The organism is Microbacterium sp. TPD7012, assembly GCF_003075395.1.
In the GTDB taxonomy this organism is placed as follows: Bacteria; Actinomycetota; Actinomycetes; order Actinomycetales; family Microbacteriaceae; genus Microbacterium.
In genome coordinates this window covers 571,050-587,317 of record NZ_QDFV01000003.1, presented here as the reverse complement: position 1 = coordinate 587,317, position 16,268 = coordinate 571,050, and the positions used below count along the sequence as shown (strand labels likewise).

Below are 16,268 nucleotides of genomic sequence, written 5' to 3'. Positions count from 1 at the left end.
CCTGGGGTACCTGTCGATGTGCGGATCAGAAGCGCCTACCTCCGGATCGACCGCTGCGGCCGCTGCTGCTGCTGCTGCGGGAACTGCTCCGCGAGCTGCTGCGGGAGCCTCCTCCGAAACCGGAGCTGCGGTAGCCGCCGCCCCCGCCGGAGCGCCAGCTGCTGCTGCGGGAGGAGCTTCCGCCGCCTCCGCCACCGGAGAGGAGTCCGCCGATGATGCCGCCGAGGATGTCGCCACCGATTCCCGAGCCGCCGGACGACGAGCCGGAGCCGCCGAACAGCCCGCCTCCCCATCCGTCGTCCGCGGCGGAGGGGGAGCTGTAGGACTGCACGTCGGACTGAGCGGCGTAGGTCGCCTGGCGCACCAGCTCGACCGCGCGGTTCGCCTCGGCCAGTGCCGCCTCGGCATCCGTCGCCCGCAGATTCTGCGCCTGCGTCAGGCTGGCCTCGGCAGAGGCGAGGCGGGTGCGCGCGGTGGAGCCCACCGTGCCGCGGCGGGTCTCGATGTACTCGCGCGTCGCGCGGATCTCGGAGTTCGCCTGAGTCAGGGTCTGGTCGAGGACCTGCTGCACCCGACGGGCGCGTTCTGCGGTCTCCCGACCCTGCGCGAGGGCGGCGTCGATCTGCGCGTTCGCAGCCGTGAGCGTCGCGAACGCGGCCTGCGGGTTGCGACCCGCGCCGGCCAGCTGCGTCTGCGCCAGTTGCACCTGCTGGGCCGTCGCGGATGCGGCCGCGGCGATCGTGCCGCCGGCATCCGGAAGCTGCTGGGCTGCGGCGATGTCGCCCTGCAGTTCGACGATCAGCGCCTGCGCCTGGGTCTCGATCGTCGCGAGCTCCTGCCCGAGCGCCGTGATGGCCTGAGCGAGCTGCGCCGACTGCGCGACCGACTGCTCGGCGGTGCGGATCGCGAATGCTGCTTCGCCGGATCGACCGGCCGCGATCGCCTGGCGTGCGGCCTCGATCGAGCGATCCGCGAGGGTGGCGCGCTCCTGCGCGTGAGCAGGATTGTCCGACACGGTGCTGAGCGCTGCGGGATCGTACGAGGCCGACAGCGCCGCCAGGGCGGGAGCGGCCGATGCGAGAACGGGTGCCAGGGCCGCCCGCTCGCCGCGAACCCGCTCGAGCTCCTGAGGGGCGTTCTGCTCGAGCTTGCGCAGCTCGTCGAAGGCCTCGGTGTTCTCCTCCAGGACGTCGCCGATCTCGTCGGCGAGCTGGATGATGCGGATGTGCCAGGCCCGGCGGTCCTGGACCGTGTCCTCGATCTCGTCGTCGAGCTTCTGCTTGAGGTCGAAGGCCTCGGACATCTTCGCCTTCGCCGCCTCGACGGCATGCGTGAACTCAGCCGTGGCGCCCTCGCCGAACTGCGCGACGGCGAATCCGAGCTCCTCCTTGCTCGAGGTGATCGCATCGTCGGCCTGCACGAGAGCGACCCCTGCCTGCGTCTCGACCTGCTCGTCGGTGAGAGTGGAGAACGGGTCGTTCGGGTCGGGCGTCTCGGGCATCGCGCCGCGCCGCCGCACCTCGGCGTCGCGTCGCGAGCGGCGGACGAGCGCGATGACGAGCCACAGGAGCAGGCCGGCCGCCACGACGGCGCCGATGATCAGCGCCACGCGCAGAGCGCCCGCGCCGCCGTCGCCCTGGATCTCGTCGGCCGCGAGCGTGATCGCCCCGACCCAGTCGTTCTGCGAGGCGAGCGGCACCATCTTGTTCTCGACGTCGTCGAGCTTGCTGTCGCTCAGCGGGCCGTCGGGTGCGGCGGAGATGTAGTAGCTGCGGCCCTCCACGGCGATCGCGAGCAGATACTGCTCGGAGCCGAGGTTGTTGTTCTGCGCGACCGTGTCCGCCCACTCGGCGTTGTCGGAGGGGGAGGAGAAGTCGTCGACCAGGACGACGAAGAGGTCGGCGTTCGAGTTCGCGCTCAATTCCGTCAGACGGGCCTCGACGGCATCCTCTTGCGCGGAGCTCAGCACCCCGGCGTCGTCGGTGACGTACCCGGAGTCGAGCGTGATCGGATCGGTGGCGGATGCCGCGGAGGCGGAGAACGCCCCTGCGACCGCGGCCACGGTCAACGCGGCCAGCGTGAGCCACCGTTTCGTCATGCTTTTCCCTCCGACCGGCAGCCGAGCCCCATGGCACGAGTCTATGCACAGAGGCCGACACGCGACAGCATCCCTTGCCCGATCTCCGTTCGCCATCAGCGGAGACACATACGCTGGAAGGCATGGATGACCGGTACGGATCGGATGTGCTCTCGGCGGGCTGGCGTGAGCGCGGGGCGAAGAAGGTGCCGCAGGTGCCGGCCGAGACCGACCTCGTGGTCGAGGTCGCGGACGACGGCTACTGCGGCGCCGTGACCCGTGTGCAGGGCGGCAACGTGGAGCTCGAGGACCGCCTCGGCCGAAAGCGGCTGTTCCCGCTCGGCGGTGGGTTCCTGATCGACGGCGCTCCCGTGCGACTCGTCGTTCCCGCAGCGTCGGAGCAGGGTCCGCGGCGCACGGCATCCGGATCCTTCGTCGTCGCCGATCAGCGTGCACGTGTCGCGCTGCCCAGCCGCATCCTCGTCGAGGGCAAGCACGACGCGGAGCTCGTCGAGAAGGTGTGGGGCGCGGACCTCCGCGTCGAGGGCGTCGTCGTCGAGTTCCTGCAGGGCGTCGACCTGCTCGACGATCTGCTGGCCGCGGAACCGCCGAGCGCGAGCCGCCGCTACGGAGTGCTCGTCGACCACCTCGTTCCCGGATCGAAGGAGTCCCGCATCGCGGATGCCGTGGCGCGCGGTCCGCACGGCCGCCACCTGCGCATCGTCGGGCATCCGTTCGTCGACGTGTGGCAGTGCGTGACTCCGCGCGCCCTCGGCATCGCGAAGTGGCCGGAGATCCCTCGCGGCACCGACTGGAAGACCGGCATCTGCCGCGCGTTCGGCTGGCCGTACGAGACCCAGGGCGACACCGGGCGCGCGTGGCAGCACATCCTCTCGAAGGTGACGACCTACCGGGACCTCGAGCCGGCGCTGCTGGGGCGCGTCGAAGAGCTCATCGACTTCGTGACCGCGCCCGCGGAGTGAGCGTCTCCGCCGACTACCCTGGGATCATGCCCGAACCCCGCACCTTCCGTGACGAGCCGGTGTCCTTCGTACGCCGCAGCGGCCGCATGTCGGAGGCGCAGGACCGCGCCTTCTCCGACCTGGCCCCGCACTATCTGCTCGACGTCCCGCGGGACGTGGCCTGGACGTCGGTGCACCCGGAGGCGCGCCTGGATCCCGCTGCGGAATACGGTCGCGCCGCCGACCTGTACGTCGAGATCGGCTCGGGGCAGGGTCACGCGATCGTCGCGGCGGCCTCGTCGCGCCCTGCAGACGACTTCCTCGCCGTGGAGGTCTTCCGCGCCGGCCTCGCCCGCACGATGCTCGACGCCGATCGGGAGGGCGCTCGCAACCTCCGCGTCGTCGAGGCCAACGCGCCAGAGGTGCTGGCCTCGTTCCTCCCGGAGGCCGCGGCCCGGGAGGTGTGGATCTTCTTCCCCGACCCGTGGCACAAGAAGAAGCACACCAAGCGGCGCCTGGTGCGCCCAGGATTCGCCGACAACGCGGCGCGGGCGCTGCGCGACGGCGGACTCCTGAGACTCGCCACCGACTGGGAGGACTACGCCCAGCAGATGCGCGAGGTGCTCGATGCGGAGCCGCTGTTCGAGCGCGCATTCGACGGCGAGTGGGCCGAGCGCTTCGACGGTCGGGTCATGACGGCGTTCGAGCGCAAGGGCATCGCGAAGGGACGCGACATCCGCGATCTCGTGTATCGGCGGCGGGACCGCGCGTGACCGTCGTGCGGGGCGACACCGCGCTCGGGCGCGGCATCGCGCCCGCGCTCCTCGTCTGCGCCGCCGCGCCCGCGTTCTTCGTCCTGGAGATCCCGTGGCTCGGCTGGGTGCTGCTGGCGCTGGGCGTCGGTGCCGCCTGGGCGGTCGAGCGCGGGAGGGTGACAGCATCCGAGCCCTCGCTGACCAGGGACCTGTCGCTCATCGCCGTGGGCATGCTGATCGTCAGCGTGATCCCGCTCGCCGCCGAGCTCGACGACATGGCGATGCTCCGGTTCACGCTCGCTCTGGGCGGGGCGGTCGTGGTGCCCTACGTGATCTCACGGTTCGTCTACCGCGACCGTGCCATCAGCTTCCCCTGGCGCACCCGCAAGCGCTGGGGCCGCCTCCAGTGGGGCTGGCTCGTCGCGGTGCTGGTGCTCGGGTGGCTGATCCTGCCGTTCTACTTCATCACCAGCGGCGTCTATCAGAACTGGCCGGTCGTCGACACGCCCGAGCTGATCGTGCGACTGTTCGTCGGCGTCGGCGCCGTCGGCATCTGGGACGAGCTCTTCTTCATCTGCACGGTGTTCGCCCTGCTGCGCCGGCACTTCCCCGACGTGGTCGCGAACGTGCTGCAGGCGATCGTGTTCGTGTCGTTCCTCTGGGAGCTCGGCTACCGCGAGTGGGGTCCGCTGCTCACGATCCCGTTCGCTCTGCTGCAGGGCTTCATCTTCCTGCGGACGCACTCTCTCGCCTATGTCGTGACGGTGCACCTGCTCTTCGACGCTGTCGTCTTCGCCGTCCTCGTGCACGCGCACAACCCCGGAGTTCTGCCGATCTTCCTCGTCTGAGCCGGCTGTTCTGAGAGAATCGGTCCATGCTCATCGTCGGTCTCGTCCTCGCCGCAGCCGCTGCGGCCTTCCACGTGTTCATCTTCGCGCTCGAGTCGCTGAAGTGGACCGAGCCCGAGACGAGGAAGATCTTCGGCGTCGCCAGCGAGGCGGATGCCGTCACGATGAAGCAGCTCGCCTTCAACCAGGGCTTCTACAACCTGTTCCTGGCGCTGACGACGCTGCTCGGCATCGGTCTCGTGATCGTCGGGTCACCCACCGTCGGGTTGACGCTCGTCTTCGCCGGCACCGGCATGATGGCCGCCGCCGCGCTCGTGCTGGTGCTCTCGGACCGCACGAAGATCCGTGCCGCGGTGATGCAGGGGACCCTCCCGCTCCTCGCCGTGATCGGCACGGCGATCGGCATCGCTCTCGGCTGAGAGGGGTGACATCCGATCCACCAGCCGCCACACTCGTTGCATGGCCGACTGGGTGCTGCACGTGGACATGGATCAGTTCATCGCCGCGGTCGAGGTGCTGCGCCGCCCCGAGCTCGTCGGCCGTCCTGTGATCGTGGGCGGACGCGGCGACCCGACCGAGCGCGCCGTGGTCTCGACCGCATCCTACGAGGCGCGGGAGTTCGGCATCGGCTCGGGGATGCCGCTCAAGATCGCCGCGCGCAAGGCGCCGGAGGACGCGGTGTTCCTGCCTGTGGATCACGAGGCGTACGCAGCCGCCTCTGCCGAGGTCATGACAGCGCTGCGAACCCTCCCCGGCGTCGTGCTGGAGGTGATCGGCTGGGACGAGTGCTTCCTCGGGGTGACCACCGACGACCCGGAGCAGACGGCGCGCGATGCGCAGGCGGCCGTGCTCGACGCGACCGGCCTGCACTGCTCGGTCGGCATCGGCGACAACAAGGTGCGCGCCAAGATCGCGACCGAGTTCGGCAAGCCCCGGGGCACCTTCCGGCTCACCGAGGAGAACTGGTTCGAGGTGATGGGTGCGAAGCCCACGCGTGATCTCTGGGGCGTGGGATCGAAGGTGCAGAAGCGCCTCGCCGATCACGGCATCCAGACGGTCAGAGAGCTCGCGGACGCCGACGAGCAGGAGCTCGTGACGGAGTTCGGTCCGAAGATGGGCGTCTGGTATCACGGCCTCGGATCCGGCCTCGGGCCGCACGTCGTCGACGACACGCCCTGGATCGCGCGCAGCCACAGCCGGGAGACGACCTTTCAGCAGAACCTCACGACCACGGCGGAGGTCGAAGCCTCGATCCGCGAGCTCGCCGGGCAGGCCTTCGACGACTGCGCAGCCGAGGGGCGGCCGGTCATCCGCGTGCATCTGAAGGTTCGGTACGCGCCGTTCGAGACGAAGACGCTGGGCCGCAAGCTCGCCTCTCCGACCGAGCGACGGGACGACGTCATCGAGGCGGCTGTCGCGCTCGGCTCGACTCTGGACGCCGAGCGCGAGATCCGCCTGCTGGGCGTCCGCGCGGAGATGGCGATGCCGGACGACGGCGACCCCGTCGAGCGGACGCCGGTGCGCGGCCGGATCTGAGCAGGGCGCCGAGGCTCACTCGTCGTAGACGCCGAAGAGCCCCGACCCGTACCGGGTGACCGCTTCGTACGCCTCGCCGTAGGTCTTGGGAGGTTTCGAACCCGGGTTGTAGCGGGCGAGGAGCAGACCGGTCAGGCCGACCGCCGGTGCCGTGAGCGGACGATGCTTGTGCTTCGTCGCGGACGAGGTCGCGTCATCCTCCTCCGGGTTGCGCCCGACGTAGAGCGCGCGAGGCTTCGGCCAGGTGTACGGCTGCCGAGGCTCGGTGAGGTTGATCGCGTTGAAGATCGGGTTCGCCGTCTGATCCCTCAGCGTCAGGGGCGACAGCCCGTGCTGACGGCACAGGGTGTTGATGATCGAGCCGTGGTGCATCTCATCGTGGATGACGGTCTCTCGGGCCGTGTAGGCGCTGACCACGATGGCGGGCACGCGCACCCCGAGCCGATCGAAGACGAACCCCATCTCACCGGGGCCGCTGCGGTCGGGAGGCGTCGTCTGCGGCGGGGCCACATGGTCGTACGTCCCGCCGTGCTCGTCGAAGGTGATGACGAGAGCGGTGTTCATCGCGTTCGATCCCGTGTGCGACTTGCTCGTGCGGATCGCGTCGTAGATGTCCTGGACCAGCCGATCGCCGGCGCGGACATCGGAGAGTGCGCTGTTGTAGACCGGCACGGTCTCGCCGTCGATCTCGACGTCGGTCTCGCGGACGTGCGCGCCCCACGGCGGATGCATGTCGTTGTGGTTGAACACCATGCGGGGCTCGATGAAGCTGTAGGCCGGGAGATCGCCGCTCTTCACGTCCTCGTAGAACTGGCTCATCTCCCGGAAGTTGGTCTTCCAGTACGGCTGCAGCACGGGGGAGTGCAGGAGTCCCGTGAGCGAGACCAGCTGCGATCCGTCGTAGTAGATGCGCCACGGGATGCCCGCCTCCTCGAGGCGGTTGAAGATCGTCGGTGCCGCCGGCCCGTCGATCCACTTGTAGTACCCGTCGCCGCCGTGGTTCGTGACGTACCCGTGAGAGGTCGAGGCATGGAAGAAGAGGCGGTTGCAGAACGTCTGGGACGGAACGGCGGCGTGCCACGCGTCATAGACGGCGAACTCGCGCGCGAGGGTTGAGAGCACGGGCATCATCTCGGGGCTGAAGCCGCCCATCGCGATCCGGTACTCGTCGGCCGTCGGAGGTCGACCCTTGTCGAGCTCGAAGTTGATGACGTAGTCACGCACGAAGCCGTCGTTCGTGGGAGTCGCGCCGGTCGGGGGCGTGTTGAACGGCGGCATCTGGCCGTTCTTCCGGATGTGGGCGTTGCCCGCCGGATCGACCGTTCCGAAGAGCTGGGTGTTCACATGCGGGAAGTGCTCACCGGGGTCCGGCTGCGGCGACTGCATGATGTGGTCTGTGGAGCCGGAGTAGATGTGCGCCTCGATCGCTTCGCCGTCCGGACCGGGGTTGGAGTAAGAGCCCTGGGCGAGCCCGTCGAACTCGTCCTTCGACTTCTCCTCGGCGCTGTAGAGGTGGCCGAGCATGTTGTCGAAGCTGCGGTTCTCGAACATGACCACGACGACGTGATCGAATCCCGGGACCTTGCGCGTCGGAAGCGGTGCGAATTCCGGCGGACTGGCGGTGGCCGCCGCGGTGACGGCGGCTCCTGCCGACCCGCCGATCGCGAGACCCGCGGCGCCGATCCCCGCTCGACGAAGAAAGTCACGACGTGACTGCGGCGAGGACGAGTCCCCGTCCGCCTGCGTGCTGCTTGTGTCTTCCACCCGCACCTCCTCTCGCATAGTAGCAACGCGAGAGACCGCCGAGCGTCGACCGTCGACGACGGATATATCGCTAAGGTCGAGTCATGGCGGAGCGAGTGCGATTCGACAGGAATGCGCGATACGGCGCGAGCATGGGCGGCGTGCTGTTCGCGGGTTACCTGAACATCGTCACGAGCTTCGACGCGTTCATCCAGGCGGAGAACTACGCCGGGGTCCTGGGCACCGACATCCCGATCGTGGACGTCTTCGAGTTCCTGGTCTGTCTCGGCCTGTACATCGTGTCGTTCGCGATGTTCCCCACCTCGGCCGCGCGGCGTCTCGGCGCCGTCACCCTGGCCTGCGTGACCTTGCTGCTCTGGGCCACGATCGGCATCGAACGGGGCGTGGGCAACATCGTCGAGCCGATCAGCGTCTGGCAGTTCGTCACTGATCAGGGGCTGATCACGCTCCTCGTGAGCCTCGGCGGGTGGCTGATCGTCAGGGAGCGCACACCCGCCGCCTACGTCGTCCTCCTGCTGATCCTGGTCTCGCCCGTCGTGAGCAGGCTTCTCGTCGAGAGCTCGGTGACCTCCGGGGCCTACGCGCTCGTCACGCTCGGCGTGGTGGTCATCATCGGTCTCGGCGGCGCATGGGCGGCCGTCGCCATCGACAGGTGGGTCCGCGCCCGGCGCTCACGCTCGGAGACCGCGCGCCTCAGCGGATGACCGCGGCCACCGCGCTGACCTCGATCAACGCTCCCGGGACGCCGAGTCCCGCGACGAGTGCCGCGGTGACCAGGGGCGGCGCCCCCTCACGCGCCAGCTTCGACGCGACCGCGCCGTAGGCGGCGCGCAGATCGGCATCCTGATGGATGAGGACGGTCCAGCTGATGACGTCGCCGAGACCCGCGCCGGCCGACTCCAACGCGATCCTGGCGTTCTCGACGGCGCGAGCCGACTGCTCGGCGGCGTCGGCCGAGACGACGGCTCCCGTGGTGTCGACGCCGTTCTGACCGCCGACGTAGATCGTGGTCGCACCCGGGGGCACGACGGCGACGTGACTGAATGCCGGGCTGACGACGAGCCCCTCGGGCTGAGCGAGTGTGATCTCCATGAGGGGAGTGTGCACCCGGGGTCGGACACTGAGCAACGGGAGGCGCCGTCGCCGGCCGCCTCCCGATGCGCGTCAGAACTTCAGCAGCACCTTGCCCACGCGGCCGGGGGTCCCGTTGGCGCGGACGGCCTCGGCGATGTCGGCGGCGTCGAAGACGCCCGCGACGGGAAGCGTGAGGGTTCCGTCGGCGATGCGCTGGAACAGCTCGCCGAAGAGGGCCTTGCGGTCGGCCGGATCGAGCGCCGGGATCACCTTGCTGCCCCAGAAGCCCTTCACGGTGGCCTGCTTGAAGATCACGTCGGAGGACGCGATCTCCATGGTGGGGGAGTCCATGGCCCCGAAGGCCACGAGCGTTCCCCCCTCGGAGAGGAGCGAGAGCACCTGCCCGGCCGAGGCTCCGCCGACCGAGTCGACGCCGGCCACGACGCGGGCATCGCCGATGAGAGCGGCCGCCTGCTCCTTCCAGTCGTCCTGGTCGGTGGCGATCACGTTGTCGATGCCCTGCGCGCGGAGCTCCTCGACGCCGGCGGACCGGCGGACGAGTCCGAGGACGTTGATGCCGCGGGCGGCGCCGAGCTGAGCCAGCATCCGTCCGACCGCGCCGTTGGCCGCGTTCTGGACGATCCAGTCGCCCTCCTCGACCTGCAGGAACTGCAGCAGGGTCATCGTGCTGAACGGCATCGACACGAGCTGGGCGGCGCTCTCGTCCGGCAGCGAGTCGGGTACCGGGACGAGTCCGGCCGCGCTCGCCAGGATGTACTCGGCCCAGGCGCCGAACGTGCCGCCGGTGGCGACGCGCTGGCCGACGGCGAGGTGCTCGACACCCTCGCCCACGGCGTCGACGATGCCGAGCGCCTCGGTGCCGGAGGCTGCGGGAAGCTCGGGCTTGAAGCCGTAGGTGCCGCGGACCGTCCAGAGATCGTGGTTGTGGATGGGGGAGAGGACGATGCGCAGGCGCACCTGACCGGGGCCGGGCTCCGGGACGGGGCGCTCCTGGACCTCGAGGACCTCTTCGGGCGTGCCGAATGTGGAATGGATGAGTGCGCGCATGGTGGTTCTGCCTCTCGGGTCAGTCGTCGGAGACGGTGATGGTGACATCGATTTTGCCGCGGGTCGCGTTCGAGTACGGGCACACCTCGTGCGCGGCGTCCGCGAGGGCCTGGGCCTGCTCGTGCGGGATCTCGGGGATCACGACCTCGAGCTCGACCGCGAGGCCGAACCCGCCACGACCGTTCTGGCCGATCTGCACGCGCGCGCCCACCGAGGAGTCGGCGATGCGCACCTTCTGGGCGCGGGCGACGCTCTGCAGCGCCGAGTGGAAGCAGGCCGCGTACCCGGCGGCGAAGAGCTGCTCGGGGTTCGCGCCATCGCCGCTTCCGCCCATCTCCTTCGGAATCGCGAGATCGAACTCGACGCGGCGATCGCTCGTGGCGACGTGGCCGTCGCGTCCGGCTCCGGTGGCGAGGGCCTCTGCGGTGTAGAGAGCTTCCATGGGGTGCGGTTCTTCCTTTCGATCGGTGGTCATTCGCCGCCGCGAGTGTGCGCGGCGGCGGCGTTCGTGGTCGCGTCCTGCAGCAGCGCGGTGAGCTCCTGCAACTCGCCGATGAGTCGGCGGCGGTGCTCGTCGTCGCGGATGCCTGAGAAGCCGGCCACCTGTGCGGGGATGGACGCGAGCTCGCCGCGCAGCGACTGGCCGTCGGCGGTGAGGGTCACCGTGACGACCCGCTCGTCATCCGCGCGGCGCGATCGCGTGACGTGGCCGGCCTGCTCGAGGCGGCGCACCAGGGGCGACAGGGTGCCGGAGTCGAGCTGCATCGCCTCGCCCAGTGAGCCGATCGTCTGGTCGCCTTCGTGCCAGAGGATGGCGAGCACGAGGTACTGCGGGTAGGTCAGGCCCCAGGGGGCGAGCAGCGCGCGATACGCCTGGGTGGTGGCGCGGGCGGCGGAGTAGAGCGAGAAGCACACCATCTCATCGGTCACGGCCATACCTGGAGTATGTCACGCAATTGAGTTGTGCACAATTTAACGAGAGTTCAGGCGGCCTCCGTGCGTCGACGCACCTCGATCTCGCTCGGGATGCCGCGAGAGAAGAAGAGCGCCAGGAGACTGATGATGATCAGGCCGAAGAACGCCACCCGCAGCGACGAGAGCTGCGAGTCGCGGTAGATCTGCGCGAGCTGATCCGCGTCATCCTCGCTGAGGCCGGCGGCCTCGGCGATCTTCGGCACGTCGGTGGCCGGGACGATCGTGACGCCGTGCTCCGTCGAGGCGCTCACCTGTGTCTGCGTCTCTGCGGGCAGATCGCTCTCCGCGACGCCGGAGGCGAACGACGTCGACAGCGCTCCGATCAGGATCGAGCCGATCAAGGCGGTGCCGAGCGACGAACCCAGGTTCTGGAACACTCCCTGCAGTCCGCCGACCTCGCTCGTCTCCTTCGCCGAGACGCTCGACATGTTCACATTCCCCAGCTGCGAAGCCAGCAGCCCGAGGGCTGCCCCGGACAGGAACATGCCGGCCGCGAAGAGCCCGCTCCGCAGATCGCTGGTCGCCGAGCCGAGCAGCACGAGCGAGCTGAACACGAGGAGCAGCTGTCCGATCCGCACGATCGTCCGCGGCGACATCCGCTTCGAGAGCCCGGTCCCCACGATCGAGAACAGCACGAGGGCCACCGACAGGGGGAAGATCTTGATCCCCGTCTCCAGCGCGTCGAGCCCGAGCGTCATCTGCAGGTAGACCGGCACCATGAAGAAGAGACCGGCCGTGACGGCGTACTGCGCGCCGAGCACCGAGAGCCCGCTGCGGAGCGAGGAGATCCCGAACATCTCGACGTTGACGAGCGGCGGTCGTCCGAGGCGCACGAGCCGGCGCTGCCGGACGATGAACAGCGCGATGAGCAGCACGCCGACGACCATGAGCCATGCGGTGAGCGAGATGCCGAGCGGCGCCACGGCGACGCCGCCGATGACGGGGATGCGCAGGGGCACGATCCAGCCCCAGATCTTGCTCTGCAGCATCCCGAAGACGACGGCGACGAGCCCGGCCGACGACAGTCCGACACTCAGCAGGTCAATGCAGATGCTCGTGCGCGGTGTCGCATCGGTGATCACTCGAGCGCAGAGCACCACGACGATCATGATCACGACCTCGGCGACGAAGACGTAGCGCCAGTCGAAGTAGGTCGTGACGAAACCGCCGATCAACGGGCCTGCGGCGACCGCCGCGCCCGACACGGCGCCGATCACGGCGAACGCCGTGACCCGGTCGCGCCCCTGGTAGTTGTCCGCGACGAGAGCGGCGATCGCCGGGATCACGAGCACGGCCCCGAGCCCCTCGATGACGGACCACCCGAGGAAGAGCATCTGCACGTTCGGGCTGAGCGCCGTCACGAGAGAGCCGACCGCGTACACGCACGATCCGATCACGAAGGCCCGGCGACGACCCCACACGTCGCCGAGCTTCGCCCCCAGCAGCATGAACGCCGCCATGGTCAGCGTGTAGAAGGTGATGGCCCCCTGCATCGCGGCGACGGTCGTGTCGAGGTCGACGACGACGGTCGAGATCGACACGTTCATCACGGTGCCGTCGAGCACCATGACGAACTGCGCGCAGCCGAGCACGATGACGACGTTCCATCTCCTCATGAGATCTCCTCCGGAGTCGCGGTGCGTGCGCGGTCGATCGCGCTCCTGTCGCCTGTTCCGCGCATGATGCGGGCCACGGCGGTGATGAGGAATAGCTGGCCCGTGATCGCCTCGGCGACCGCGACGGCCTGACTGCCCGCGGTGACCGGCGCGATGTTGCCGTATCCGGTCGTGGTCAGCGTCGTGAAGGAGAAGAACAGCTGATTGGAGAGCGACTCCTCGCTGCCCTCGCCGAACATGGGCGTCGAGGTCACGAGCGACAGGAGATTGAAGAGGAAGGCGAAGAACAGGCCGACGAGCACGTAGGCCGTGATCGTCGCGAGCAGGGCCTCGAGGTTGAAGCCGCGCCGCTTCGCCTGATGGGCGACGATCGCAGCCGGGGCGACGAGCAGGGCGAGCATCGACGCCGTGGAGAAGACGATGTCCAGCACGTGTCCGGCGGCCCCGAACACGGTTCCGAGCGTCGTCGCGACGGCTGCTGCGGCCAGGACGACCCAGGCGACGTGCTGGATCATCGCGCGCACCGCCGTGACGTGGAAGATGACGGCGACGGTCGCGAGGATGAGCAGGAAGGCGAACGGACTCGGATCGGTGGATCGCTGCGTGGCACACAGCGCGTACGAGAGCACGAGCAGCGCGAGGGCGACGGTGTACCCCGCGACCCCGTGGCGATCGCGGACGACGGTGCGGCGTGCGCGATGGCGCGCCACCGGGTCCCCGCGTCGCGTCGTCGCTGTCACGGCTCCGCGCTCTCCCGCTCGCCGCCGGGCAGCCGCCCGGATGCGAGGGCCTCCCGGAACGCGGCGTGGTCCTGATCGTTCTGGTCCGCGTACGAGTCCGCGAACGCGACGACGGCATCCTCGAACCGACGCCCCCTGCCGAGATATCCGGCGATCTCGAGACGGTCACCGCTGCGCGCGTGAGCCCGCGCGAGGGTCTCGCCGCAGACGCGTGCGTAGAGCGCGGCACCCCGCGGCGTCATCGTCTCCGGATCGATCCCGCCCTTCCAGTCGTGCAGCTGCCGGATGTAGAAGTCGCGTGTTCGACCGTCCAGTCCCGTGACCTGCTGCCACCCGAGGAAGATGTCGGACGCGGCCTGCATGAGTCGCTGACCTCTGACGACGCGCTCGCCGGATCCGGCATACCGACTCGGTCCCAGGAAGCGCTCGAGTACCGAGGGCTGCGCCTCCTTCGCCTGGAGCAGCAGCGGATCGTCGTCGTCCCGTCCGCTCAGCAGGATGACCCAGGCTCGGGTGCCCACGCTGCCCACTCCCACCACCTTCCTGGCCATGTGCCGGTAGCGATACTCGGACAGCGGATGCCGTGCTCCGGGAAGCGTCTGACGGTAGGCGTCGAGGATCTCTCGCATGGCCCCGGCGTCGTCCACGTCGTCGACGCCGTCGACCAGATCCTCCACGGGGACGATCAGGGGCGGGTCCGCGGTGATGCGGAGCTGTCCGTCCTCGACGCCGACCAGCTTCGAGAACGACTTCCTGCGGTCGCGCTTGCGGGCCTTCCGCAGCGCGGCCTCCAGGCGCTCGACAGCCTCGTCATCGGCTCGCCGACGTCGTCGTTCCGATCGGATGCGATGCCGCGCACGGTCCGCATCGAACCGGTCGTACCAGGCATCGAGCACCGACGCGTCGGCCGCCCTGCTGACGGTGACGCGATAGCCGCGGACCGCCTGCTCCACGCACTCCCGGATCTCCGACGGCGTGAATCCGCGTTGCCGTCCGGCGACGGCGAAGCTCGTCGCCAGTCGCTTGACGTCCCACTCGAACGGTCCGGGGAGGGTCTCGTCGAAATCGTTCATGTCGAAGATCAGCTGCCGCTCCGGGGTGCCGAAGACGCCGAAGTTCGACAGGTGCGCGTCGCCGCAGAGCTGCACGATGACGCCGCTGTGCGCCGCGGTCGCGAGATCGGCGGCCATCGGCAGCGCCGCACCGCGATAGAACGCGAACGCTGACACGGCCATCCGCGCGTACCGGATCGGCACGAGCTCGGAGACGCGCGACTCCGCCTGCTCCTCGAGGAGTGCGATCGGGTCGGTGCGTCCGGGCGGTGCGACCCAGGGCCCCTGCGCCGATCGGGGCGCCCGCGCTCGGGCATCCCGCCCCCTGCTCCGTCGCAGGACGAAGTCCGGGGCGGCCGGGAGCGGGGCGGTCGTCTCCGCGTCGTCGTGCGACCTGCGTTCCTTCGCCATGTCACGCCTCGGATCGCTCGGCGACGAGAACGTCTGCATCTGGGACCACGGCGCGGCTCTCGTCCGGAGGGATCTCCACGATCTCCAGGATCATGATGACGATCGCGGCGAGCACGACCGTCCACACGACGAGGCCGGGCGTGAGGGGACGCACGAGGAGGACAACGGCGGCGCCGACGGCGGCGATCACGACACGGAGGAGGGTGTGCTGGGCGTGCAGCCAGCGGCCCGCACGCCCCGCTGTCACCCCGTGCCGTGCCATGCCCGCCCGAAGTCGGGCAGCGCCCGCCTGTGCGGCGGCACGCAGTCGCCGCGGCACCCCGTACGGGCCGCTGAACCAGGTGACGACGGCGACCGCGACGGCGAGCACCAGCACGGCCACGGCGGTGTCGCGCATGGGCCCCGCGAGGGTCTCGTACATCACGCCCGCCGCATCGGCGGGGATCGGACCCGAGCGCATGGCCGCATCGAAGAACACACGACCCACGGCGAACCCGGCGATCAGGATCAGCATCGAGGCGGCCAGCGCGAGGGCCGACACGATCGTCGCGACTGAGCGGCGGTGAGCCACGAGGGCTCCGGCGATCAGCAGGGCGATCGCGACCCAGGGCAGCCACAGTCCCGCGGCGACCGCCAGGCCGTACGCGAGCTGCACGGTGGGCAGCGCGTCGGATGTCGCGACCACGACGGTGCGATCGACGGCCGGGATCGACGAGGCGAAGCCGATGCCCTGATCGACGAGCACCTCTTTCACACGGTCGATGATCGGGGCGAGCTGGATGCCGATCGTGCCGCCCTCACCGAGGGTGACCGCTGCGCTCGGATCGTTCTGCAGCGCTCCGGTCACCTGCGCGTGGGTCACGCGCAGCGCCGATGCCCACACATCCGCGAACGCGTCGGATTCCACGAACCGGGTCACGACGGTCGTGACGAGCGACTGCACACCCTCGGCAGCCGGACCCTTCAGGAGTTCGAGTGCCCGCGTCGCGCGCTCGCCGGTGCCGAGGTCGATGATGCCGTCGATGACGTCGGAGGTGAGCGCGGGGATGTCGATCTGCTCGCCGATGACGGCGACGACCTGGGTCGTGACCACCGACTGCACGGCTGGGTCGTCGGCGAGCGGCGCGAATCCGTTCACGAACCGCTCGGTGTCGGTGAGCTGCACGTGCGTCCACGTCGCGACGACCGCGACAGGGGCGAGGAGCGCGCCGAGCGTGATCAGCACCGTGGCGAGGAGCGTCCGTCCCCAGGTCCGCCGTCTCCGTGCGGGTGCGGGGGAGCCCGGGCCGGACACCGGCAGGCCGCCGCGGAGCACGGCGTTCTCCTCCTCGAGGGCGGCCAGTCGGCTCTGCAGCTCCGCGATCTTCGGTGTGCTCATGACGGACTCCGA

16 protein-coding genes are annotated in these 16,268 nt (G+C 69.6%); 6 read left to right on the top strand and 10 right to left on the bottom strand.

The features are described 5' to 3' along the window. Positions 1-25 precede the first annotated feature (25 nt). The gene (locus DC434_RS10985) at positions 26-2,098 is read right to left on the bottom strand and encodes a TPM domain-containing protein (RefSeq protein WP_165808051.1); all 2,073 of its coding nucleotides are present in this window, start codon (positions 2,096-2,098) and stop codon (positions 26-28) included. Between the two features lie 122 nt (positions 2,099-2,220). Between DC434_RS10985 and DC434_RS10980 the strand changes: the two genes are divergently transcribed. From DC434_RS10980 to DC434_RS10960, 5 genes are read left to right on the top strand one after another with little or no spacing between them, the layout of a single operon-like run. Further along, positions 2,221-3,060, top strand: a complete 840-nt coding sequence (locus DC434_RS10980; RefSeq protein WP_116635300.1) for a DUF3097 domain-containing protein — start codon at positions 2,221-2,223, stop codon at positions 3,058-3,060. Between the two features lie 26 nt (positions 3,061-3,086). After that, positions 3,087-3,812: a tRNA (guanosine(46)-N7)-methyltransferase TrmB gene (gene trmB / locus DC434_RS10975; RefSeq protein ID WP_116635429.1), complete on the top strand. Its 726-nt coding sequence runs from the start codon at positions 3,087-3,089 to the stop codon at positions 3,810-3,812. Continuing rightward, the gene (locus DC434_RS10970; RefSeq protein ID WP_116635299.1) at positions 3,809-4,642 is read left to right on the top strand and encodes a CPBP family intramembrane glutamic endopeptidase; all 834 of its coding nucleotides are present in this window, start codon (positions 3,809-3,811) and stop codon (positions 4,640-4,642) included. The genes trmB and DC434_RS10970 overlap by 4 nt, the downstream gene beginning before the upstream one ends. A 26-nt stretch (positions 4,643-4,668) precedes the next feature. Further along, positions 4,669-5,061, top strand: a complete 393-nt coding sequence (locus DC434_RS10965; RefSeq protein ID WP_116635298.1) for a DUF1304 domain-containing protein — start codon at positions 4,669-4,671, stop codon at positions 5,059-5,061. A 40-nt stretch (positions 5,062-5,101) separates the two neighbouring features. Beyond that, positions 5,102-6,178 carry a DNA polymerase IV gene (locus DC434_RS10960; protein ID WP_207769949.1) on the top strand — a complete coding sequence of 359 codons (1,077 nt, stop codon included), beginning with the start codon at positions 5,102-5,104 and terminating at the stop codon, positions 6,176-6,178. 15 nt (positions 6,179-6,193) lie between these two features. On the opposite strand, the gene DC434_RS10955 is transcribed toward DC434_RS10960, so the two are convergent. Next, positions 6,194-7,942 (bottom strand): alkaline phosphatase family protein, encoded by a 1,749-nt coding sequence (locus tag DC434_RS10955; protein ID WP_243408892.1) that lies wholly within the window; start codon positions 7,940-7,942, stop codon positions 6,194-6,196. Between the two features lie 83 nt (positions 7,943-8,025). On the opposite strand from DC434_RS10955, the gene DC434_RS10950 reads away from it, so the two are divergent. Continuing rightward, positions 8,026-8,646 (top strand): hypothetical protein, encoded by a 621-nt coding sequence (locus DC434_RS10950; RefSeq protein WP_133192797.1) that lies wholly within the window; start codon positions 8,026-8,028, stop codon positions 8,644-8,646. Here the strand turns inward: DC434_RS10950 and DC434_RS10945 are convergent. The 8 genes from DC434_RS10945 to DC434_RS10910 all read right to left on the bottom strand — a co-directional run bounded on the left by DC434_RS10945 (position 8,636) and on the right by DC434_RS10910 (position 16,256). Continuing rightward, positions 8,636-9,034 carry a RidA family protein gene (locus tag DC434_RS10945; protein ID WP_116635295.1) on the bottom strand — a complete coding sequence of 133 codons (399 nt, stop codon included), beginning with the start codon at positions 9,032-9,034 and terminating at the stop codon, positions 8,636-8,638. The two genes, DC434_RS10950 and DC434_RS10945, sit on opposite strands and share 11 nt — an antisense overlap. A gap of 72 nt (positions 9,035-9,106) precedes the next feature. Next, positions 9,107-10,084: a zinc-binding dehydrogenase gene (locus tag DC434_RS10940; protein WP_116635294.1), complete on the bottom strand. Its 978-nt coding sequence runs from the start codon at positions 10,082-10,084 to the stop codon at positions 9,107-9,109. 19 nt (positions 10,085-10,103) lie between these two features. Next, positions 10,104-10,526 (bottom strand): organic hydroperoxide resistance protein, encoded by a 423-nt coding sequence (locus tag DC434_RS10935; protein ID WP_116635293.1) that lies wholly within the window; start codon positions 10,524-10,526, stop codon positions 10,104-10,106. 29 nt (positions 10,527-10,555) lie between these two features. Further along, positions 10,556-11,020 (bottom strand): MarR family transcriptional regulator, encoded by a 465-nt coding sequence (locus DC434_RS10930; RefSeq protein ID WP_207769948.1) that lies wholly within the window; start codon positions 11,018-11,020, stop codon positions 10,556-10,558. A 47-nt stretch (positions 11,021-11,067) separates the two neighbouring features. After that, a complete protein-coding gene (locus DC434_RS10925; RefSeq protein ID WP_116635292.1) occupies positions 11,068-12,675 on the bottom strand; it encodes an MFS transporter in 1,608 nt (535 codons plus the stop codon). Beyond that, a complete protein-coding gene (locus DC434_RS10920) occupies positions 12,672-13,415 on the bottom strand; it encodes an ion channel (RefSeq protein ID WP_243408891.1) in 744 nt (247 codons plus the stop codon). The genes DC434_RS10925 and DC434_RS10920 overlap by 4 nt, the downstream gene beginning before the upstream one ends. Continuing rightward, entirely contained in the window at positions 13,412-14,878 is a 1,467-nt protein-coding gene (locus DC434_RS10915; RefSeq protein WP_116635426.1) for a DUF2252 domain-containing protein, read from the bottom strand. The genes DC434_RS10920 and DC434_RS10915 overlap by 4 nt, the downstream gene beginning before the upstream one ends. Before the next feature lies 1 nt (position 14,879). Next, a complete protein-coding gene (locus DC434_RS10910) occupies positions 14,880-16,256 on the bottom strand; it encodes a hypothetical protein (RefSeq protein ID WP_207769947.1) in 1,377 nt (458 codons plus the stop codon). Positions 16,257-16,268 lie beyond the last annotated feature (12 nt).